Source organism: Pelorhabdus sp. sgz311002 (assembly GCF_056134285.1).
Map to the genome: position 1 here is coordinate 13932 of NZ_JBWBCL010000004.1, position 22515 is coordinate 36446.

17 protein-coding genes are annotated in these 22515 nt (G+C 45.6%); 13 read left to right on the forward strand and 4 right to left on the reverse strand.

The window, feature by feature from the left end; genetic code table 11:
- Nucleotides 1-13 precede the first annotated feature (13 nt).
- From hemB to AC0NJP_RS07895, 3 genes are all read left to right on the forward strand, one after another.
- A complete protein-coding gene (hemB, locus tag AC0NJP_RS07885) occupies nucleotides 14-994 on the forward strand; it encodes a porphobilinogen synthase (protein ID WP_474699402.1) in 981 nt (326 codons plus the stop codon).
- Entirely contained in the window at nucleotides 994-2304 is a 1311-nt protein-coding gene (hemL, locus tag AC0NJP_RS07890) for a glutamate-1-semialdehyde 2,1-aminomutase (RefSeq protein WP_474699403.1), read from the forward strand. The genes hemB and hemL overlap by 1 nt, the downstream gene beginning before the upstream one ends.
- Before the next feature lie 394 nt (nucleotides 2305-2698).
- The gene (locus tag AC0NJP_RS07895) at nucleotides 2699-3529 is read left to right on the forward strand and encodes a MetQ/NlpA family ABC transporter substrate-binding protein (protein ID WP_474699404.1); all 831 of its coding nucleotides are present in this window, start codon (nucleotides 2699-2701) and stop codon (nucleotides 3527-3529) included.
- A gap of 62 nt (nucleotides 3530-3591) precedes the next feature.
- Here the strand turns inward: AC0NJP_RS07895 and AC0NJP_RS07900 are convergent, their stop codons facing one another.
- On the reverse strand, nucleotides 3592-3993 hold the full coding sequence (locus tag AC0NJP_RS07900; RefSeq protein WP_474699405.1) for a (deoxy)nucleoside triphosphate pyrophosphohydrolase: 402 nt from the start codon (nucleotides 3991-3993) through the stop codon (nucleotides 3592-3594).
- A 178-nt stretch (nucleotides 3994-4171) separates the two neighbouring features.
- Between AC0NJP_RS07900 and AC0NJP_RS07905 the strand changes: the two genes are divergently transcribed.
- Nucleotides 4172-4411, forward strand: coding sequence for a CDGSH iron-sulfur domain-containing protein (locus AC0NJP_RS07905; protein ID WP_474041126.1), 240 nt, complete (start codon nucleotides 4172-4174; stop codon nucleotides 4409-4411).
- Nucleotides 4412-4491: 80 nt separating this feature from the next.
- Here AC0NJP_RS07905 and AC0NJP_RS07910 read toward each other — a convergent pair whose 3' ends face one another.
- The gene (locus tag AC0NJP_RS07910; RefSeq protein WP_474699406.1) at nucleotides 4492-6639 is read right to left on the reverse strand and encodes a cell division protein FtsA; all 2148 of its coding nucleotides are present in this window, start codon (nucleotides 6637-6639) and stop codon (nucleotides 4492-4494) included.
- Nucleotides 6640-6849: 210 nt separating this feature from the next.
- Here AC0NJP_RS07910 and AC0NJP_RS07915 point away from each other — a divergent pair, with 210 nt between their 5' ends.
- Genes AC0NJP_RS07915 through AC0NJP_RS07925 form a run of 3 tightly spaced genes read left to right on the forward strand, consistent with a single transcriptional unit; the run spans nucleotide 6850 to nucleotide 10003 of the window.
- Complete coding sequence (locus AC0NJP_RS07915; protein ID WP_474699621.1) at nucleotides 6850-7704, forward strand: DegV family protein; 855 nt, start codon at nucleotides 6850-6852, stop codon at nucleotides 7702-7704.
- A 25-nt stretch (nucleotides 7705-7729) separates the two neighbouring features.
- The gene (locus AC0NJP_RS07920; protein WP_474699407.1) at nucleotides 7730-9361 is read left to right on the forward strand and encodes a DAK2 domain-containing protein; all 1632 of its coding nucleotides are present in this window, start codon (nucleotides 7730-7732) and stop codon (nucleotides 9359-9361) included.
- Between the two features lie 18 nt (nucleotides 9362-9379).
- Nucleotides 9380-10003, forward strand: coding sequence for a cyclodeaminase/cyclohydrolase family protein (locus AC0NJP_RS07925; protein ID WP_474699408.1), 624 nt, complete (start codon nucleotides 9380-9382; stop codon nucleotides 10001-10003).
- Between the two features lie 103 nt (nucleotides 10004-10106).
- Here the strand turns inward: AC0NJP_RS07925 and AC0NJP_RS07930 are convergent, their stop codons facing one another.
- A complete protein-coding gene (locus tag AC0NJP_RS07930; RefSeq protein ID WP_474699409.1) occupies nucleotides 10107-12284 on the reverse strand; it encodes a Tex family protein in 2178 nt (725 codons plus the stop codon).
- A 139-nt stretch (nucleotides 12285-12423) separates the two neighbouring features.
- Here AC0NJP_RS07930 and AC0NJP_RS07935 point away from each other — a divergent pair, with 139 nt between their 5' ends.
- The 4 genes from AC0NJP_RS07935 (at nucleotide 12424) to mmuM (ending at nucleotide 18029) form a co-directional block, all read left to right on the forward strand.
- A complete protein-coding gene (locus tag AC0NJP_RS07935) occupies nucleotides 12424-14121 on the forward strand; it encodes a LytS/YhcK type 5TM receptor domain-containing protein (protein WP_474041121.1) in 1698 nt (565 codons plus the stop codon).
- Nucleotides 14114-14872 carry a LytR/AlgR family response regulator transcription factor gene (locus AC0NJP_RS07940; protein ID WP_474041120.1) on the forward strand — a complete coding sequence of 253 codons (759 nt, stop codon included), beginning with the start codon at nucleotides 14114-14116 and terminating at the stop codon, nucleotides 14870-14872. Before AC0NJP_RS07935 ends, AC0NJP_RS07940 begins: the two co-directional genes overlap by 8 nt.
- A gap of 181 nt (nucleotides 14873-15053) precedes the next feature.
- Nucleotides 15054-16850, forward strand: coding sequence for a carbon starvation CstA family protein (locus tag AC0NJP_RS07945; protein WP_474699622.1), 1797 nt, complete (start codon nucleotides 15054-15056; stop codon nucleotides 16848-16850).
- 246 nt (nucleotides 16851-17096) lie between these two features.
- Complete coding sequence (gene mmuM / locus AC0NJP_RS07950; protein ID WP_474699410.1) at nucleotides 17097-18029, forward strand: homocysteine S-methyltransferase; 933 nt, start codon at nucleotides 17097-17099, stop codon at nucleotides 18027-18029.
- A 176-nt stretch (nucleotides 18030-18205) separates the two neighbouring features.
- On the opposite strand, the gene AC0NJP_RS07955 is transcribed toward mmuM, so the two are convergent.
- Complete coding sequence (locus AC0NJP_RS07955) at nucleotides 18206-20077, reverse strand: sigma 54-interacting transcriptional regulator (RefSeq protein WP_474699411.1); 1872 nt, start codon at nucleotides 20075-20077, stop codon at nucleotides 18206-18208.
- A 246-nt stretch (nucleotides 20078-20323) separates the two neighbouring features.
- Here AC0NJP_RS07955 and AC0NJP_RS07960 point away from each other — a divergent pair, with 246 nt between their 5' ends.
- Both AC0NJP_RS07960 and AC0NJP_RS07965 read left to right on the forward strand, forming a co-directional pair.
- Nucleotides 20324-21514: a CaiB/BaiF CoA transferase family protein gene (locus AC0NJP_RS07960; RefSeq protein WP_474699412.1), complete on the forward strand. Its 1191-nt coding sequence runs from the start codon at nucleotides 20324-20326 to the stop codon at nucleotides 21512-21514.
- A 47-nt stretch (nucleotides 21515-21561) separates the two neighbouring features.
- Nucleotides 21562-22512 (forward strand): hydroxymethylglutaryl-CoA lyase, encoded by a 951-nt coding sequence (locus tag AC0NJP_RS07965; RefSeq protein ID WP_474699413.1) that lies wholly within the window; start codon nucleotides 21562-21564, stop codon nucleotides 22510-22512.
- Nucleotides 22513-22515: the final 3 nt, after the last annotated feature.

The following is a 22515-nucleotide window of genomic DNA, read 5'->3' on the forward strand; positions in this document are numbered from 1 at the left end:
GGAGGAATCTGTGATGAATTTGACTTATCGCCCCAGACGCTTGCGCGCCTCCGCGGGAATTCGCAATCTTGTGCGTGAGACGGTACTTACGCCCAATGATTTTATTTATCCTTTGTTTGTTGTACCTGGTGAAAAGGTACGGAAGGAAATACCAAGTCTACCTGGCGTTTGTCACTTGTCAGTCGATGAAGCAGTAATTGAAGCCAAAGCGGTACAAGCTTTGGGCATCCCCGGCATTATCCTGTTTGGACTGCCAGAGTATAAAGATGAACAAGGCAGCAGCGCCTGGGATCAGAGTAGTCCGGTGCAAAAGGCCATTCGCGCCATTAAAGCAGCAGTGCCAGAACTCTTAGTCATTACGGACGTATGTATGTGCGAATATACGACGACAGGCCATTGCGGCATGACCAAGGGCGAAACGGTTGATAATGACCCAACCTTAGAGTTGTTAGCAAAGGTAGCTGTTAGCCATGCCGAAGCAGGCGCTGATATTGTCGCTCCCTCTGATATGATGGATGGACGTATTGGCGTTATGCGTGAAGCCCTTGACGAAAAGGGCTTTGAAGATGTCACCATTATGGCTTATTCGGCCAAATATGCATCCGCTTACTATGGACCTTTCCGTGATGCTGCTGATTCAGCGCCGCAGTTTGGCGATAGACGGACCTATCAAATGGATCCAGCTAACGGCAGAGAAGCTATCCGCGAAGTCGAGCTCGATTTGGCCGAAGGCGCTGATATTGTCATGGTCAAACCAGCGCTTGCTTATTTAGATATTGTTCGCCAAGTCAAAGATCGTTTTGATGTACCTGTAGCGACTTATAATGTCAGTGGCGAATATGCTATGATCAAGGCAGCCGCTCTCAATGGCTGGATCGATGAGAAACGGACGGTTCTGGAAACTCTAACAAGCATGAAACGGGCCGGGGCTGATATGATTATTACGTATCATGCCATGGATGCTGCCAAGTGGTTGGCTGAGGGGGACAAATAATGGCTTTTTCACTAGAAAAATCAGCTGCCGCTTTTTTAGAGGCGAAAAAATATATTCCCGGCGGCGTAAATAGTCCCGTGCGGTCTTTCCGCAGTGTGGGCGGTACGCCTCCCTTTATTGCCAGCGCTCATGGTTCCCATATTCAAGATATTGATGGCAATGATTATATCGATTATGTGCTGTCATGGGGACCTTGTATTTTAGGCCATAGCCATGATGCTGTAACCAAGGCTCTGCAAGAAGCCGTCACCAAGGGGACAAGTTTTGGTGCTCCTACCCTGTTAGAAACCGAAGTGGCCAAACTAGTACGGGAAATTATGCCGAATATTGAACGGGTGCGCATGGTGAATTCTGGTACAGAGGCGACGATGAGTGCGCTGCGTTTGGCTAGAGCCTTTACCGGCCGCAGCAAAATTGTAAAATTTGAAGGTTGCTACCATGGCCATCATGATAGTCTGCTCGTGAAAGCTGGTTCTGGCGCTGCTACTTTCGGTGTACCTGATAGTCCTGGCGTTCCAGCAGCCGTAGCCAATACGACGATTACTGTTCCCTATAATGACAGTGCGGCACTAGAGGCTGTATTTGCCAAAGAAGGATCCGAAATTGCTGCGGTAATCATTGAGCCGATTGCGGGCAACATGGGATTAGTCCTGCCGAAGGACGGTTATTTGGCAGAAGTACGCCGAATTACGAAACAGTATGACTCTCTGCTCATTTTTGATGAAGTCATGTGCGGTTTCCGTTGTGCTTTTGGCGGCGCTCAGGAACTTTATCAGATTACGCCTGATATTACCTGCCTCGGCAAAGTGATTGGCGGCGGTCTGCCTGTAGCTGCTTATGGCGGACGGGCGGACATTATGGATATGATTTCTCCGGCTGGCCCCGTGTATCAGGCCGGAACGCTGAGCGGCAATCCGCTCGCCATGACAGCTGGTTATGTGACTCTCAATCTGCTGAAAGAAAATGCAGCACAAAGTTATAAGCTTCTCACCGAAAAAACCACGCAGCTATGCCAGGGAATTCGCTCGGCTGCTGAATCCTATGGGCTGAATTATCAGTATCACCAGATTGGTTCGATGTTCGGTATGTTTTTCAGCAATGATCCGGTGACGGATTATGAATCAGCTACGAAGTCTGACCTTGCCGCCTTTACAACGTATTTCCATGCGATGCTGCGTCAAGGAATCTATATGGCGCCGTCGCAGTTTGAATGCGCCTTCATGTCGCTTGCTCACAGCGACGAAGATATTGCTAAAACCATTGCCGCAAGCAAAGTGGCTTTTGGCGAAGTCGTGAAAAGCAAGAAATAGAAAATAAGGGTAACCAACGGCCTTCTAAGCCGTGAGTCGCAGGTTCGAGGAATATTACGTGGATAACGAATACAATTCATTGACTGCAGTCCTGTTGACAGGAGTAGTAAAGTCATTGTAAACTAGTAACACTAGCAATGAATCTCCGGGTACAATTCAATAATGGTTGATCAGGAATCTGAAGACCAAAGAAGTAAGATTAGATATCTTACTTCTTTGGTCTTTTTCTTTTCAAAATTGTGAAACACACTTGCACTAAAGAAAATCATCTGTAGATATAAATTTCTTTAGTTGAAGCATGATCTATTCATTTATAAAAAGGGGGGAACTTTTTTCAGCCGTTTCTGAAGGGGATTTTTGTGTACTACCAATAAGCGCAGGGAGGAATTTTGACGTGAATAAGAAAAAAGTAGCTATGATTGGACTGACAGCTATTTTGGTAATTGGAATTTTAAGCGGGTGTGGAAGTTCTACTGATTCTAAACAATCAAATAATCAAAATGGTACACCAACTGTAAGAGTTGGTACTACAGCTGGGCCTGGTGCGGAAGTATTAGAGCAGGTTAAAAAGGAAGCGGCAAAACAAAACCTAAATGTCGAGATTGTCGAATTTAATGATTATATTCAACCCAATGAGGCTTTAAGAGAGAAAAGCCTAGATATGAATGCTTTTCAGACGAAACCATTTCTTGATAGTGAGAGTGGCTTGCGAGGTTATAAATTTTCAATGATTGGCAAATCAATTATTCTTCCCATGGGCGCGTATTCCAAAAAAATTACGTCTATAAATGATTTGAAATCAGGTGCTACTGTAGCGATTCCTAATGATATTACGCAAGCTGGACGGGCATTGATGTTGATTGAAAAGTCTGGGGTCATAAAACTAAAGCCTGGTCTTGGCATGAAGGCTACTGTTAATGACATTGCAGAGAACCCCAAAAATATTAAATTCATAGAAGTCGATGCTGCACAAACTCCCCGTTCGCTAGAGGATGTTGACCTTGCGGCAATTAATACGAACTATGCACTGAATGTGGGATTAAATCCGAAGAAAGATGCATTAATCTTAGAAGATAAAAATTCTCCTTGGGGTTGTTATATTGTAGCAAGAGAAGAAGATAAGGATAATCCTACTTTTCAAAAATTTGTAAAAATATATGACTCGGAACCAATTGCTAAGTTTATTGAAGAACACTTTCAAGGCTCTGTATTTCCAACATGGTAACGAGAATAGCACTACAAACATATCACTATAAAGAAGAAGTATAGTAGTCTCAGATGAGATTACTATACTTCTTTTTCTTTAGCTAGTTTTTCGATAGTGGGGATATCAGCAGGAGCCCAGTTTAGCGATAAAAGATATTCTCTTTTCAGCCAAATTAATTTCGCATGTTCCGTTGCGACAGGAGAACCAGAAACTAGTTTGCATTTCAATGTAATTAAATTGATTGTAAAAGTTTCATATTCATAGGTAATGTCATCAAATGGTTCGATATATTGAACCTGGCATTTGAGTTCTTCGCGAATTTCTCTTTCGATGGCTTCAGATAGTGTTTCGCCTTTTTCTACTTTACCGCCGGGAAATTCCCAATAGTTAGGCAAACTCATTTGCAGCGACCGGAGAGCGCAGAGAATTTCACCTTGGTTATTTTCGATGATTGCGCCGACTACTTTGATAAATTTTTTCATAAAAGCACCTCTAAAGTGTAGGGTATCATATCAAGGCTATTAATTCAAATGAACATGAGGAATAGAGTTGGACGGTCAGCGTTGTGTTAAGAATTAATGTTGTAGCTAGGCCGTATCCGTTTTCCTTTTTATAGTGACTAAGGGGTGTAAGTAAATTTTAAAAGTGGAGTGATTTTTGATGGAAAAACCAGTAGTTGCTCAAAAAAATCCAATTCCTGTGGATGTAAAAGCCGGAGAAACCTATTATTGGTGTTCGTGTGGCAAAAGTGCGAAACAACCTTTCTGTGATGGCTCCCATCAAGGAACTGCCTTTTCTCCCGTTGCTTTTACAGCAAAAGAAGATAAAACCGCATTTTTCTGCGGCTGTAAGCACAGCAAAAACGCACCGTTTTGTGATGGCGCCCACAATGATTTATAATAATTTTTAAATAGCTAAAGGGGCTGTCGTGCTAAGAGAATCTTTTCTTAGCGTGACAGCCCTTTTACTTTATTATAATTTTATTCCCCATCGGCAAAGCTGATGATTACATCGACTTTGTCTTGGTTTTTGACGAAGCTGGTAAATTCCGCGGGGGAACCGTTTAAGAGAATTTCAATTTTTTTAGCGCGGATTGTCGTGGGCTGGGAAAAGCGAGCTGCTAGCATGACATCGCTAATCATGGGTTGTTTTTCTTTGCTAGTATATTCAATCACGGCTTTATCTGTCGCCGGTGCGTCAGGCTGGGCGATAGCGCCATTGACTTTAAGTTGCCAAACTCGGCTGGGAACACTTAAAGGCTTTTTGTTAAAGTGCACGGTCATATATTCTTCGGAATCGTTGCGCAGGCCAATCACTTGATACAGTTTTGGTTCTGGCGGCAGGATCACTTCAACGACTGAAGATGGGGTTACGGTCGTTGAAAGATCGGCTGGAAGTCCATTGATCTTATAAGAGGAGTCTACCACATAAGTACGCGGTGATCCGTTTACTTTATAAGTATATTCGCGTTTCGTTGCTGGAAAATCAATAAGTTTTAATACTTCTCGCAGGGTTTGCGCGGGGCGACAAATGATTTCATCGCGGTCAGCGACGCGAGAATCGGTCGAAGCCGCTTTGCCGTTAATTTTGAGAACGGGATGGACGGTATAAAGCTCATTATTAACTGTAACCATTATCGAGGGAGGTAAGGCAACGACTTCTTGTAATTGCGGCGTAGGTGTTTTGCCGTCTACGCCTTTTTTGACGACAAGTACATCGTGATCATTCAATTTTTCATCAAAGGACACTTGGTTGCCATTTAGTGTAATGGAGCCAGGTTTTCCCTGACCGCCAGGGACGAACTGCGTTTTGCCGTTTACTTTAAGGGCCAGACCCAGTCCGGGTCGCCCTGACAATTCGCGGATGTCAATTCCCGCAGCTAGCAGAGCATCTGCTACGGCGAGACTTCCCAAATTGAATAGACGAAGTGGCATGTCGTTTAGGGTGACGGAAATAAAGTTGAGGTGTTGGCTGGAAGACAGTTTTAAAATACCAAGCGGTGTGACGGCATCAGGTACTTGAAGATCTTCGGGAATCGTTTCAAGTCCGTCTACTTTTTCGGGACGGCGAATGGCCACACGGCCCTGATCAATGGCTAGAGCGGAAGCTAATGCCTCTGGTAGTAGGGGCGTCAAGGAACCGCCGCCAACAAGCAAGACTGCTTGGGGCGGTTCGGTGTTGAGACTAAGGATTTCTTTAGCGATGGCTTGGGCCAGATCATTGACTGTTGGCGCAATATTTTCTGTAATTTCTTTTGTTGATACTTTATGCGAGCAGCCCAGTACATCCATAAAGGAAACTTTACGGTTTTTATGATGAAGCTGTCGTTTCGCTGCTTCGGCAATATTAAAATCAAGGAGATATTTTTGCGAAATTGCTTCCGTGATTTCGTCGCCCGCGCAGGGAACCATGCCATAACCGACAACAGTGCCGTCTTTTGTTAAAGCTACGTCAGAAGTACCAGCGCCGATATCGACAAGGGCCAGATTTAAATGACGCATAGTCGGCGGAATGAGGACATGGATGGCGGCAATTGGTTCTAATGTCAGTGTAGCCATTTCCAAACCGACATTAGAAATGGCTGACTCTAAGGAGTCAATAACTTGACGCGGTAGAAAGGTGGCGATAATTTCGGCTTCGGCTTTTTTGCCGCGCTGCCCGATGAGGCTTTTTAAGAAGAGACCGTCCAGGGAATAGGCAACGACACTGTAGCCGACACAATAATAATCGGAAGGGTTGGGGACCGAGCCAGAGGTAGCTATCTGGTGCTGGGCGTTTTGAATGGCAGTCAGATCAAGCGCTCGTTCATCTTCCACTTTCAAAATGCCATGGGTGTGAATATCGAGTTCCGCAGAACTTTTTATAGTACATAAAGCTCGTCCGGCCGCAGCTACAGAAACGCTTTTTAAAGGGCCTGTTTTCTTTTCCAGACGGTCTTTGATTTCTCGGATTACACTAGCTACTTCCAACACATCATGTATTTGACCGTCAAGCATGGCCCGCGTATTATGCTCCTGACGATCGCAGGCGATAATTTGAATGGTGTTGTGTTCTGTCTTTTCGCCCACAAGGCCAACGACGCTGCGTGTGCCAATATCTAAGGCAAATAAATGCTGCTGTGTTTCCATTTATAAACTCCTCTTTCAAACGTTTTTTAAAAAATTCGTTCTTTAACGCCTTTTCCCCTTTTTTTCAAAGAGAAAGACAAAAAAATTAGTCTTTTTGTCTGATTGTGGCAAACGGTGCGATGGCTTTACTCTGCCTTGTTTTTGTATATTTCGTGAAAATAATTTGATACAATAGTAAAAGAACTGATGAATTAAAGGAGTCTTAGTGTGATGAACCTACATATTGTTATGGATAGTACGGCCCATCCTGATCCGGCGTGGCTGGCTATGCATCCTAATGTACATATTGTACCGCTGTCGGTAGAATTTGCCGGCCATGAATATAAAGAAAACGAATTAGAAGCAGAAGACCTTTTTTCCCTGATTGATCAAGGCAAAGGTTTTCCGAAAACATCGCAACCAGCGCCAGGCGTTTTTCAAGGCGTATTTGAGCCCTTGCTACAAGAAGGGGCGGAAATATTGGTGATTACTCTGGCGGCTGCGCTTAGCGGTACGGTCCGTAGCGCTAAACTGGCGCAATCGCTGTGCGGCTCTGTCGCTTGTGACAAGATAGCCGTAGTTGATTCGGGAACAACGGCGATTGGTATGGTTCAGTTAGCCGAGGATGCACTAACGGCTGCGGCGCAAGGCGTTGCTTTTTCCGAAATGGTGGCTAAGCTGCGCAATTTAGCCGCAAAGAATCATACTTTTTTTGTACCTGGTACATTGGAATATTTGCATAAGGGCGGTCGAATCGGCGGTGCTGCCGCATTATTCGGCGGTATTTTAAAAATTCGACCGGTGTTATATTTAGTAGAAGGCAAAGTGGAAATTTTAGAAAAGGTTCGGACCCGTTCACGTGCTATTGAACGCATGGTTGAGGAAATCGTCAAACTTGCGGCGGAACGATCGGTTGAATCTTTTGGCGTGGTGCATATTGGCGCCGCAGATGAGGGCGAGAAGCTTCGTGCCGTTTTGCAGGAACGTCTGCCGCAGGCTTCTTTTTCCTTATCGACAGGCGGATCTGTTTTAGCGGCTCATTTGGGACCCGGTCTTGTAGGTGTCATTGTTCAAGAACGCTTGTAAGGCTGGTGAAGAGAGGGGAAAGACGATGACAGAAGAAACGAAATTGATTAATGGAGAAGAATTTCGCCAGATGATTCGTGGGGCTTACAGCGCTTTCCTGCGTGATCATGAGGCGATTAACCGTTTAAATGTATTTCCTGTACCTGATGGCGATACAGGAACGAATATGATGCTGACAATTCAGTCGGCAGTGAAGGGCTTAGAAGAAGCGCCGCAAGGCGGGATTGGTTTTTTAAGCAAGCGGGCGTCTGATAGCGCTATTTTAGGCGCAAGAGGTAATTCGGGAGTGATTCTGGCTCAGATTTTCCGTGGGCTTGCGCGTGGTTTGACTGGCAAGCAGAAAGCTACATCTTCCGAACTAGGAAAAGCTTTTCAATACGGGATTTTATATGCCTATCGGGCTGTATCTACACCAGTCGAAGGTACTATTTTAACTGTGGCTAAGGGTATTGCCAAAGGCGCTCATCGGGCGGTACGCGATGAAAAGCCCTTTTTGGAAATTTTAGCGGAAGCGATCCAGGCAGGCGAGGAAGCTTTACAGCGTACGCCAGAGCTCTTGCCTGCATTAAAGGCGGCTGGGGTTGTCGATGCCGGCGGACAAGGTTTGCTATCTTTCTTAGCGGGCTGTGCCGAGGGACTTGCCGGAAAAAGTATAGCCGCGCCGCTGCCGCAAGTTAGCAGTTCGGAAGGGCCTAGCGCCGCTTCAGTAGCGTTTGCGGGCAGTCGACAGGAAACCTTCACGATCGCTCACCCCTATTGTACGGAATTTATTGTTCAGCCGTGCAGCTTATCGGTAGCAAAAGTGCGGGAAGTTTTACAGCCTTTTGGCGAATCACTCATTGTGGCGCCTGGCGATGAATTAGTGAAGGTGCATATTCACAGCGCTCATCCCGGTCTTGTCCTAGAACAGGCCTTAACTTGGGGGGCTGTTCATAAAATTAAAATTGACAATATGGCCGATCAACACCAGCATCTCCAGCATTATAATGCGGCACCTGTGAAAAAGCTGTCGGTAATATCTGTCGTGTCTGGCGATGGGCTGGAAAAAATTATGGCAGAGCTGGGCGCAGCGCAATGTATTGCTGGCGGTCAGACCATGAATCCACCTGTCGAGGATTTTGTAGCGGCGGTTCATTCCGGACAGGCAGAACGCTATATTTTGCTGCCTAATAATAAAAATATTGTGTTAGCAGCTGCGCAGGCGAAAAAGTTATTAGGCGAACGCTTGGAAATGATTCCGACGACGACGATTCCTCAGGGGCTAGCGGCGTTAACGGTTTTCCAAGAGGCGCTTTCGCTAGAAGAAAATCTGAAAAACATGAAGGAAGCGGCCGAGGCCGTACAGTCAGGCAGTGTGACGCAAGCGGTGCGTGACAGTGTGGTGCAGGGGAACCTCGTAAAAACCGGCGAATATATCGGTCTTAAGGGCAGCAAAGTCGTTTGCTCGGCTGAAACGCTGTTTGCTGCGTTGAAGGAATTGGCCGCCAAGTTGGTACAAAAAGAATCTTCCTTGATTACGTTGTATTATGGCGATTCGGTAAGTGAAGCGGCAGCGGAAGAAATGGCTTCTGATCTTGGCTGGGCTTTTCCGGCATTAGAGGTGGAAGTGTATTACGGCGGTCAGCCTAACTATCATTTTTATCTGAGTGTAGAGTAAGGAATAGGATGGTGTATTTTGGATTACATTAATTTGTCGGTTCGCGATTTTGCGCGAAGTCTTGCTGATTTTTCGACAGGACCGGGAGGCGGCAGCGCAGCGGCCGTTATGGGACTTTTAGGCATTAGTTTGTTAGAAATGGCAACAGGCGGTGAAACGTTCGCTGCCCATCAGCAAAAAATTACGAATGGAGAGAGAATGCAACTCTTGCCGGAACTGAGGGCCTTGCACCAATGGCTATTGCGTCTTGTTGATCAGGACTCGGCAGCTTTTGCGGCGGTACTGGCGGCACAGGAGAAAATGCAAACTACCCCAGTGGAAGCGGAATTAGAAGAGGCCGTTTGCGGCGCCATTGAAGTTCCCCTGACGATTGCGTCTTCGTGTTTGCAGGCGTTGCAGTTGGCGGAAAAAGTTGTCTCAACGATTGCCGCGCCGCTAGTCAGTGAAGTGTCGGGAGCTGCGGCGGCCTTGGGGGCGGGCATTCAAGGTGCGGCCGCGAGTGCTTATGCGAATTTACCGTTACTCACTTCGACGGAAAAACGTTCTATCTATGAAACGCAGATCCTGTCGCTGGAAGCATCAGGGAAACAACTGACTGAGTTTTTACAAAAGGCTTGTTTCATTCGCTTACACGAAAAGTAATAAAAATAGCGCGCTAATAGCAACAAGGGCTATCGCACAAACCGTGGGTTTCAGAGAAAACACGGAGTACGATAGCCCTTGTTCTGTTTTCAATTTTAAGCTGTTATTTTTCTTCTTTTACTTGTTTGATGCTGAGTCCGATCCGATTTCTACTTTCGTCAACACTCAGCACTAAGCAGGTCACAATATCACCAACGGAGATCACGTCGATAGGGTGGCGAAACCGTTTGTTACTTAGTTCAGAGCGATGCACTAGGCCTTTAATTTTAATGCCAATATCAACGAAGGCGCCAAAGTCTGTTACATTATGAACAACGCCTTGCACGAGAGAGCCTGCTTGAATATCAGAAAGCTTTACGATATTTTTGCGAATTAACGGTTTCGGCAGATCTTCGCGAGGGTCGCGACCGGGGCGGGCCAGAGCTGCTAGAATATCCCGAACTGTCGGTTCGCCAGCACTGAGCTTGGCCGCGATGGCCGTAGCATCGGCTTCCTGACATTTTTGCTGGATTAGCGGCTGGATTTCCTTACGCGATAATTCTTTGGGCGTAAGGCCCAGTTCTTTTAAGATGGCTTCGGCTAGCTCATAGGATTCGGGATGAACCGGCGTATTATCTAGAGGATTTTTACTTTGCTGGATACGCAGAAAGCCAGCGCACTGCGTAAAGGCAGCGGGGCCAAGTCTAGCTACTTTTAATAGCTCTTTGCGGGATTTGAATACACCTTGTTCATCCCGGTAGACAACGATGTTTTTGGCCACAGCAGCGCTGACGCCTGCCACATATTTTAAGAGCTCCGGCGAAGCGGTATTTAGTTCTACGCCCACATGATTTACACTGGATTCAACGACATGAGCTAGTGTCTGGGTTAGTTCTTTTTGATTGACATCATGTTGATATTGGCCGACACCAATCGATTTTGGATCGATTTTTACAAGCTCGGCTAAAGGGTCTTGGATTCGGCGGGCAATGGATACCGCGCCCCGCAGGGATACATCAAGATCCGGCATTTCTTCTCTGGCCAGTTTGGAGGCTGAGTAGACCGAAGCGCCTGCTTCATTTGTAATGAGATAGTGGGCCGATAAATTGTGATCAGCAATTAGTTTTGCTACAAACTCTTCGGTTTCATAAGACGCCGTGCCATTACCTATCGAGAGAAGATTCACGCCGTGTTTTTGAATTGCGGCGAGAATTTTATCGGCAGCTTGCTGTTTTTGATTATCGCTATGGGTAATATAGAGTGTAGCTGTTTCCAAGACTTGTCCAGTAGGGGCTACGACCGCCATTTTGCAGCCAGTGCGAAAGCCGGGGTCAAGGCCCATTACGGTATAGCCTGCCAGCGGCTGCTGTAATAGCAGTTGCCGTAGATTGAGGCCAAAGACTTTGATAGCCTGCGCTTCAGCGAGTTCTGTAAGGCGTGAGCGAAGTTCCCGCTCTAAGGCGGGCAAGAGTAAACGTTTATAGCCGTCAGTGATAGCAGCGGTGATGATTTCGCTGAAAATAGACGGATTTTTGATGATTTCCCGGCAAAGATACTCAATGTATTTATCGTGAGGCGCCTCAATTTGTACTTTGAGGATTTCTTTCGTTTCGCCGCGGTTAATTGCTAAAATCCGATGTGATACAATCCGGTTCACTGGTTCACTATAGTCTTTATACATAATAAATTCTTTGCCGTCTTCATCGCTGCCCGTAAGCTTTGTGGCAATGGCAGCATCATTCCAAAGTCTGGCACGAAGTTTAGCGCGAATATCAGCTCGCTCGCTCATTTGTTCGGCAATAATATCTTGCGCGCCCGCCAGGGCATCTTCGGCGGTCAGAATTTCTTTCTCTTCATTTATATAGGGGGCAGCTACTGCTAAAGGATCGCCTGATGTGAGCGTTTGATCCAGGATGGTTTGTGCCAGCGGTTCTAGGCCGCGCTCCCGGGCAATCTGCGCTCTGGTACGTTTTTTTTGTTTAAAGGGGAGATAGAGATCTTCTAATTCCTGCAGTTTCGTACAGGCCTGAATCGCTGCTGCTAACTCCTCAGTCAATTTACCTTGTTCGGTAATACTTGCGAGAATATCTTCGCGCCGCTTCGCCAGGTTGCGTAAGTATTGAGCGCGTTCTTCGACTTGACGGAGCTGTTCTTCATCAAGCTCGCCGGTAGCTTCCTTACGGTAGCGGGCGATAAAGGGAAGTGTATTTCCTTCATCTAATAAGGTAACAGCAGCGCTGACCTGATGCTGTTTTAATCTCAGTTCACCAGCAATGAGCGCCGAAAGAGTTTGTATATCCAATTCCTTCACCAACTTTTCGATTTATCGTCTATAGGTTTCCCTACCTTTGTGGTAAAATCCTCTTTCAGCAGAGTCATTGTCAATGGTACGGTTTCGTGGTACTCTTCCAATAGAGCTTTTAATTTTTGAGGTGAAGTCAATGGATATAAGTTTGCTCTTTGAACTCTTTCAGCGGATGACGCTGGCGGCGACGCTGGCTTTTGTATTATCGCAGACTAAGCTGTTTCGCCGGATTGTTTACAGACAAAGTCAGTGGCAGGATAAATTATTGGTGAGCGCTGCGTTTGGGGCGATTGGGATTTTTGGAACCTACGCGGGGATTCCCATTGATGATGCTTTGGCGAATTTTCGTGTTGTCGGTGTTATGGCAGCGGGATTTGTCGGTGGCCCTGTAGTGGGGCTGCTTACTGGGATGATTGCCGGGGGACATCGGTATTTTCTCGGTGGGTTCACGGCGTTTTCTTGTACTCTTTCTAGTATTTGCGAGGGAATTTTGGCTGGATTAATTTATCAGCTCTATCCGCGAAAGCCACTCCCATTGTGGGTAGCTTTTGTTGGCGGTTTTTTGGGCGAAGCGATGCAGATGGGCATTATTTTGCTCACGGCGACGCCCTATGAATTGGCGGCAAAACTTGTTGGTGAAATTGCTGTGCCTATGACGATTGTAAATGGTACAGGCGTTGCGATTTTTATGGTAATCATTAAGACGGCGATGACGGTGCAAGATAAGATTGGTGCGGAAAAATCGCAGAAGGCCTTGAATATTGCCGCCAAAACGTTGCCCTATCTTCGACGGGGGTTAAACAGCGAGTCGGCGCTGGCTACAGCTAAAATTATTTATGAGGCTGCCGATTATAACGCTGTGGCTGTGACGGATACGGAGCAGGTGCTGGCTTATGTCGGCGCCGAAGCGGATCATCATGCGCCTCATTTATCGAAGTTGACGCAAATTACGCGAAAAGCGCTTACGACAGGCGCACCGATTGTGGCTCAGGAAAAAAGTGAGATTGGCTGTTCGCGGCCGCAGTGTAAGCTGGCCAGCGCGGTTGTCGTTCCCTTAGTACAGGCTGGCGAGGTAATTGGCACATTAAAACTGTACTATACGGCAGAGCGAGCTGTCGTTCATTCGGATATTGTCTTTGCGGAAGGGTTGGCGCAGCTTTTCTCTACACAGCTAGAGCTTACGGAAATTGATCGTCAGGCGAAGCTGGCGTCTCGTTCGGAATTAAAGGCTCTGTACGCGCAGATTAATCCGCATTTTTTCTTTAATACCTTAAATACGATTACATCTCTGGTGAGAACAAAGCCGGAGCAGGCGCGAGGGCTTCTCGCTAATTTAGCAGCCTTATTCCGCTTTACGCTACACAAGACGGGGAAAATGATTCCCATTGTTGAAGAAATTGCCCAGGTAGAAAGTTATCTAACGATTGAGCAGGCCCGGCATGGTGACAAGCTGCTTGTGGTAAAAGAAATTGATCATCATAGCGATCATTATTTGATTCCGTCGCTGAGCATCCAACCACTGGTGGAAAATGCGATTAAGCACGGATTGCAGCCGAAGGAAGCTGGCGGTAAGATTATTCTGCGGGTTCGCATGCTTAGCGACGATGTGATTGTGGAAATCATTGATGATGGCGTGGGCATGGATTTGACGATTGTGAATCCTTTGGAGGAAAGTGCCAGTGAGGCGATTGGCCTTGTGAATGTGCATGAGCGGTTGCGCGGTCTGTATGGGCATAAATATGGCATTCAACTAGAAAGCGAAGTCGGGATAGGAACGACGGTACGCATGTATTTTCCGAAGTGCCTTGATAAGGAGGTAGAGGATTGTGCTTAGAACACTTGTAGTTGATGATGAGACGCCAGCTCGTGATGAACTCGTCTATCTGCTGTCGTTGGCAAGTGGGATTGACGTAGTAGGACAGGCTGACAGCGGCGCTGCCGCTATTTCGCTAGCGGCTGATTTAAAGCCTCATGTGGTTTTTATGGATATTGCCATGCGCGGAATGAACGGCTTAGAGGCAGCTGCTGTGATTCGAAAGATTTTGCCGGAGACTCTTGTTATTTTTGCCACAGCCTATGACGACTATGCCATTAAGGCCTTTGAAATCGGTGCTGTCGATTATGTGTTAAAGCCTTTTGAAGTAGAGCGGATTCATGCCGCTGTTAAGCGGTTGAAAACATACCGAACAGCGGAATGGCAGGCGGCGGGACAGCGAATTGATGCGGCTATTGAAACGCAGAAAGTGGCGCTTAACAAACTGCCAGCTGAGAAAAATGGCAAGATCGTCTTGATTCACTATGATGACATTGTCTATGTGACCACAGAGGGTGGTCTTGTTACGCTGGTTACGGCTAAAGAGCAGTATGGCTATCAGGGGACGCTGGCAGAAATTGAAGAGCGGACGAAAGGGACAGAACTGCTCCGGGTTCATAAAAGTTATATTGTGAATTTGAATAAAGTAAAAGAAGTAATTCCCTGGTTCAAAGGGACCTATTGGCTTAAAGTAAACTCGGCTGGCGCTGTTGAGATTCCTGTAAGCAAAACAAAAATCAAAGAGATCAAAGAGATTTTCGGTCTGAAATAAAGCAAGATTTCTGGCTGTTTTCTTTTCCACTGGCAGGCTCATATTTCCGATGAGCCTGCTTTTTCTTCTCCTTAGAGGATTTTTGTAGTTAAGATTCAGTAAAAACAGTAAAATACGGATTGTGGAATTATTCTTACGGTTTCGAATTTATTGATTCTAAGAGGAGGAAAAAATAATGGTTATGAATGGTCTTTATCTTGTTATTATTGCTGCTCTCGTTCTTACTTTGGCCTATCGCTATTATGGCGCCTTTATGGCGGCGAAAGTGCTTACCCTTGATGGCAATCGTGTTACACCTGCTGTGAAATACAGTGATGGCCGCGATTTCGTGCCTACTAACAAATTTGTAGTTTTTGGACATCACTTTGCCGCAATTGCCGGCGCTGGCCCACTAGTTGGTCCTGTGCTAGCAGCGCAGTTCGGTTATCTTCCCGGTACCTTATGGCTCTTAATTGGCGCTGTCCTTGGCGGTGCAGTCCATGATATGGTAGTTCTATTTTGCTCAGTTCGTCATGGCGGCAAGTCCATTGCCGAGATTGCTAAGCTGGAAATCAGTAAAGCATCTGGTTGGGCTACCACCATTGCGGTACTCTTTATCTTGATTATTACGATGGCTGGTTTGGCTATTGCCGTAGTTAATGCGCTTTACCACAGCCCTTGGGGCACCTTTACGGTATTTATGACTCTGCCGATTGCTCTGTTTATCGGCGTGTATCTTCGCTTTTTGCGTCCCGGTCAGATTCGGGAAGCTACGATTATCGGCGTATCCTTGATTCTGTTTGCTGTATTTGCTGGTTCTTGGGTACAGGATTCTTCATTGGCTCCTTACTTTATCTTTGAACGGACTCAACTCAGTATTATCCTTGCTGTTTACGGTGCCGTTGCTTGTACGATTCCTGTATGGCTGCTGTTAGCTCCTCGCGACTATTTGGTAACATACATGAAAGTCGGTACGATTGCCGCTTTGGCCCTAGGCATTATTATTGTACAGCCTACGCTGCATATGCCTGCTGTATCGCAGTTTGCTGGCGGCGGCGGTCCGATTATCCCTGGTCCGGTTTGGCCGTTCGTGTTCATTACGATTGCTTGCGGTGCTATTTCTGGTTTCCATGCGATGGTTAGTGCTGGCACAACGCCGAAAATGCTTACGAACGAACTGGATATGAAAGCTGTCGGCTTCGGTGCGATGCTGACTGAATCCTTTGTTGGCTTAATGGCTCTTATTGCAGCTACTAGCATGATTCCGGCCGATTATTTTGCAATCAATGTATCAGTGGAAGCTTTCGCAAAACTGGGTATGACCCCTGTAGAATTGCATCAGCTTAGCCAGATGGTGGGCGAAGATGTTGCTGGTCGTCCTGGCGGCGCTGTTTCCTTGGCTGTGGGCATGGCTCATATTTTCTCCAACATCCCTGGTTTGAAAGGTCTCATGTCCTTCTGGTATCACTTTGCCATCATGTTTGAAGCCCTCTTTATCTTAACAACGATTGATGCGGGAACTCGTGCTGGTCGTTATCTGATTCAAGATATTGGCGGTAAAATTTACAAACCATTCGGTGATGTACATTGGTTCCCTGGTATCGTCATTTCTAGTGCCTTAATGAGTTTTGCTTGGGGCTATCTTGTATATGGCGGCAGCATTTCCACCATTTGGCCGCTCTTCGGTGTAGCCAATCAGCTGCTAGCGACCATGGCTTTGGCAATTGGTACGACGGTGCTCTTTAGAATGGGTAAAGACAAATACACTTGGACGACAATTATTCCCATGACCTTCTTGGGCATCACGACAATTGCCGCTGGGTATTTGAATATTGTTGATAACTATTTGCCGAAAAACAATTATCTCTTGGCAGCAGCTAGTGCCATTATGGTGGTACTCATCGTCTTTGTTGTGGCTGATGCGGTTCGTACTTGGATTTCCATTCGCCAGCAGCATGCCGAAGGTATTTCGACAAAACTGGTAGAAGACGCAAAATAATAGTTCTGAAATTTTTCTAATAGAAAAGTCATGTATTGAAAGGTCAAAGCTGCTCTTAACCGTAGCTTTGACCTTTTTCTTCTATGCAGCTTACCTATAGGTAGGCTATTCTATAAGGACTCGTAACTTCAATTGTCATAGTTTGCTTCTTGTATTACAGTCTGGTAATATGGATAGTGCCTTTAGGGATAAGAATGCAATAGAAATTGAGGCGTAACAGTCTATTTAAGGAGAGTTGATAAAACGATGAATCCTATCGCTAGTATTTTAGATAAATTTCCTGTCATGATTCTAGATGGCGCTTTTGCTACAGAATTAGAACGAAATGGCTGTAATTTGAATGATGAGCTTTGGTCTGCTAAAGTCTTGTTCGAGCAGCCCGAGCTGATCAAGAAAGTCCATCTAGACTATTTTCAGGCCGGAGCTGATTGCGCTACCAGCGCCAGCTATCAAGCCTCCATCGAAGGTTTTATGCGTAAAGGCTTTAGCCAAACGGAGGCGGCTGATTTAATTCGTTTAGCCGTTCAGTTGGCAGTGGAAGCTCGTGACGCTTTTTGGGCGGAACATCAAACAGAGAAGCGTCCTAAACCTTTAGTGGCCGCTTCGGTAGGACCTTATGGCGCCTTTCTGGCCGATGGATCGGAGTATCGTGGCGATTATACCATTGGCGAAGCCGAACTAGCTGCTTTTCATAAGCCGAGATTAGAGCTATTAATAGCAGGTAGGCCGAATCTTTTGGCTTGCGAAACGATTCCTTGCTTAGCTGAGGCCAAAGTTTTGGCTAATTTGCTTAAGGAATATCCTGAAATGTCGGCTTGGGTTAGCTTTTCGGCAAAAGATAGCTTACATATTAGCAGTGGCGAACGAGTGGCTGATTGTGCTGCTTGGCTGGAAACACAGCCACAGGTCAGTGCGATTGGGATCAATTGTACCGCGCCTAAGTATATCCCTTCGTTGATTGCTGAGATTGCTGCCAATACATCAAAACCGATTCTTTTGTATCCTAACTCTGGTGAAGAATATGATGCTACGGATAAAACTTGGCATGGCAGTTCTGATGGCCGTACCTTCGGCGACAGTGCCTATGAGTGGTATCAACAAGGAGCCAGGATTATTGGCGGTTGCTGTCGCACAACACCGCAAGACATTAGCAGCATTGCGGCTTGGGCTAGAAAATAATTTGATCTTCAGCCAATCGAGAAAAAGCTAATTGCCTATTCATTAGGCATCGGTGTGGCGCTGTTAGTCGTTTTTATTTTTGGTTTTTACGGCAGCTATTAAAAAATGTGCTAAACTAAATAAAGAAGCAGCCAAATCAATGAGGATAGCACCTCTTGATTTGGCTGCTTCTTTATTTAATATGTGATATTTAATCTTTCCATACGGCGATATAAAGTGGTGCGATTGATGCCAAGGTGTTTAGCTGCAGCAGTATAGTTTCCCTTGGTTTCCTCCAGTGCGGCTAAAATTTCAGCTTTTACACGTTGTTCGCGTGTAGAGGCGACAGGAGCGGGAACTGGGGCGCCTTTAATCATTTCGGCGACAATGGATTTATCAATTTTGGCTGTTTTTACTGTGGCGGCAAGGCGCTCCATTACATTACGGCACTCGCGAATATTTCCTGGCCAGGAATATTGCTCCAGAAATTTTAATGCATCAGGCAGTAAGGTAAGGTCTTTATGATTTTCTTGGGAAAATTCCTGGAGAAATTCTTGAGCATAACGGCCAATATCACTTTTCCTTTGTTTGAGGGGAGGCAGTTCTAAGCGAAGTACATTTAAACGGTAATAAAGATCGGAGCGGAATTTATTTTCGGTTACTAAGCTTTCTAGGTTTTTATTAGTCGCGGCAATCAATCGTACATCGACAGGCGTTACGCTATAGCTGCCAAGTCTTACGACGGCTTTTTCCTGGAGAACGCGTAGGAGCCTTCCCTGGTTAATATAGTCCATTTCGCCCAGTTCGTCGAGAAAAAGTGTGCCGCCGTGGGCTACCTCGAATAAACCGGCCTTGCCTTCTTTATTAGCCCCGGTGAAAGCGCCGCCGACATAACCGAAGAGCTCACTTTCCAACAGCTGGGCCGGCAGTGAAGCGCAGTTGATGGCGACAAAGGGGCCGCTGGCACGTTTGCTGGCATTATGAATGCTTTGCGCAAATACTTCTTTTCCTGTTCCTGTTTCGCCTAAAATGAGGACGCTGGAATTGGTTGCTGCAAAATCCTTTGCTGCCTCTATGGTTTTGATAATGGCTGGGCTCTGCCCGAAAATATTATCGAAATAGAACTTGGCGACATGGCCATGGGCGTAGATTTCTTTACGGATCATTGCCTCCATTTGTTGGATTTTTCGTGTTTCTTGTAAGGTGATGACCGAGCCGAAGGATTTGCCTTTAATAATAATGGGGACGCAGTCGTATAAAATTTTATTACTGTTCATGTCGAGTAATTTTGGTACGGATGCTTTGTGCTGTGAAGTAATTTCATCTAAGGGGATTTGCGGGAGAATGTCTTGCAAGTGTTTTCCCAAAACGTTTTTCTTATGAATTTTTAAAATTCTTTGGGCGATAGGATTGAAGGCTGTAATATGCTGCTGTTGATCAATCGTAATAAAGCCGTCACGGGTATGGTCGAGAATGGTTGTTAAAAAACCTCTTTTGGCAGACTCCAAATCTAAGGCGGTTTGTAGTTGCAGCGCTTCCTGCGCGGCTTGTAGTAAACTTTCGCTGCCGATAGGAATCAATGAACAAGGAATATTGTGCTTTTTGGCTGCTTTTACAGCCAGAGCGCCGCCTAAAATGACTTCAGCTCCTTCGGCGGTTGCTTGGAGAATAACCTGCTCGTAATCTTCTCCGTAGCTTGTAACATAGTGGCGAATTTCTACATCCAGTTCTTTGGCTAAAAAATCAATACCTAATACCATGGCGGCATGAGCGACAACGGCAATCGCTTTTCCCTGCACCTTCGCGCCGTTAATTGCTCTAATAATATCAAAGCTGGTGATCGGAATCGTAACAACATGAATGTTTAAGTTCGCTTTTCGGAGGGCCGTGGCAGTAACTGGTCTGGCTGCTACGATCTCTACTCCTTTGGCAATATGTTGTTGGACAACCTCCGTTGCTTCGCGGGGATTTATAATTTCTAAAATAATAGAGGGAGAAGAAGCGGAAAGAACTTGCGGGATATCTGTGACCATCGCTTCAGACGGAATTAAAAATAGAATTTTTACCATAACGCCTCACTTAAGAACGAAATGCAACGAATTGCATCATATTTAGCAACAATTATAATAAAATTTACCGAATAAAGCAATTATATTAGAAAATTTGCAATTGGCGATTCAATCTAAAACCAAGTAAAATCAACGTATTTAGGCATTCATATATTTTTTAGTTCACACATTTTGTTCTTGGCATGCTTTTTGCTTTTGTAATATGGTGATGGATTTTTGATGGAAGAATGAGGGAGTGGATGAATTATGGCAAGTGCATTAGAAGGAATCAGAGTGCTTGACGCCTCTACCGTTATTGCAGGCCCTTTTGGCGCCTCGCTGCTTGGTGATTTTGGCGCCGATGTAATAAAGGTAGAAATGCCTGGAAGTGGCGATAGCGGACGCAATATGGGGCCTTTATATGAAAAAAAATCACTACGCTGGGCAACATTCGCCAGAAATAAACGCAGTATTACCTTGGATCTGCGCAAAGAAGAAGGCAAGGAACTATTTTTGAAGCTTGTGGCGCAAAGCGATATTATCATAGAAAATTTTCGGACCGGAACCTTTGATAAATGGGGCCTGGATTTTGCCACACTAAAACAGGCAAATCCGAAAATTATCGTGATTCGTATTACCGGCTACGGTCAGACAGGTCCTTATCATAAACTGGCGGGATTTGGTACGCCAGCAACGGCTTTTTCTGGCTTAACTTATCTGACAGGCTACCCTGATCGCGCGCCTGTCAATCCGCCGATTTCTCTGTGCGATTATTTAGCGGGAATATATGCAGCTTATGCAGCTATGGTATGTATTCATCATCGCGATAAGACTGGTGAAGGGCAAGAAGTGGATCTTAGCCTTTATGAAAGCATTTTCCGTATGTTAGAAGGCGCCGTCGCTAATTTTGATATTGCTGGCAAGATCACGGAAAGAAGACCGAGTATCAGTGGTTCGGCAAGTCCCTCCGGGACCTTTAAAACAAAAGACGGCAAATGGGTCGTGCTTGTTTGTAGTACGGATCGGACTTTCGAGTATTTTGCAAAAGGCATTGGCAGAGACGATCTGCTGCAGGACGAACGTTTTAATACAAATGGCGCTCGCGTAAGAAACAATGTTTTGGTGGAAGAAATCGTCAACGATTGGATGGGAAGCCATGAGTATAAGGACGTAAAAGCGATTCTTGATGAAGCCGGTGCGCCTGTAAGTCTTGTCTATAGCATGGAAGATATTTTTGCCGATCCTCACTATGCAGCGAGAGAAAACATTCTTGCAATGCCTCACCCTGATTTTGGCACTATAAAAATGCCTGGCATTGTACCTAAGTTGAGCGCAACTCCCGGAGAAGTGAAATGGGTTGGACCGAAGTTAGGCGAGCATAACGAAGAAGTATACAGCGAATTGCTCGGCCTAGCAAGCAAAGATGTTAGCGAGTTAAAAGACAAAGGCATTATTTAACGTTTCTAAGACGATGTTTAAATTTTCTTTGGAAGGAATGACCCGGTATGGAAAAAACAATTCAGTGGCCAGCAAGAGTTACAATCTGTGAAGTAGGCCTACGTGACGGGCTGCAAAATGAAAAGAAATTATTTAGTGTTGAAGAAAAATTACAGCTATTAAATTCTGTCGTGGCATCAGGCGTGAAAATTATTGAAGTAGGTTCTTTTGTACATCCCAAGGCCGTTCCAGCCATGGCAGATACGGGCAAGCTGGTAGAAGCAATGGAAAAAGTAGACGGCGTAGAATATCGCGTCCTTGTTCCGAACTTTAAGGGCGTGGAAAGAGCTTTTTTGGCAGGTATTAAAAAAGTAAAGTTGACTGTTTCCGCAAGTGAAGCTCATTGCATTAATAACTTTAATAAAAAACCCTTGGAGATGATGGATGGTTTTGGCGAATGTGTTACTTTTGCCAAGAAAAACGGCATGGAAGTGTCTGGCGCAATTTCTACTTCTTTTGGTTGTCCTTTTCAGGGAAAAGTGCCTGTAGAGCAAGTTGAGAATGTTGTAAAACGCTTTTTAGAATTAGGAATTACCGAATTATCGTTGTCTGATACGACTGGTATGGCCAATCCGCATCAAGTCTATGAACTTGGTAGTTATATGGTAGAAAAATATCCGCAGGTCAGTTGGGTTATGCATTTTCATAATACACGAGACATGGCTCTGGCGAATATTGTCGCAGCGATGCAAGCAGGCATTACTGTATTTGATGGCGCTTTTGCCGGTCTTGGCGGCTGTCCTTTCGCACCCGGCGCTTCGGGAAATGTAGCGACAGAAGACGTGATTCATATGCTCCATGAAATGGGGATTGATACAGGTATTGATCTCTTAAAGGCGATGGATACGGCAAGATTGGCGGAAAAACTTGTGGGCCATGCAGCAGCCAGCTCGGTTTTAAAGGCTGGACGTTGTGCTGATTTAGCAAAAGAGCAAGCCAAAAAACAAGATAATAAGTAAAAA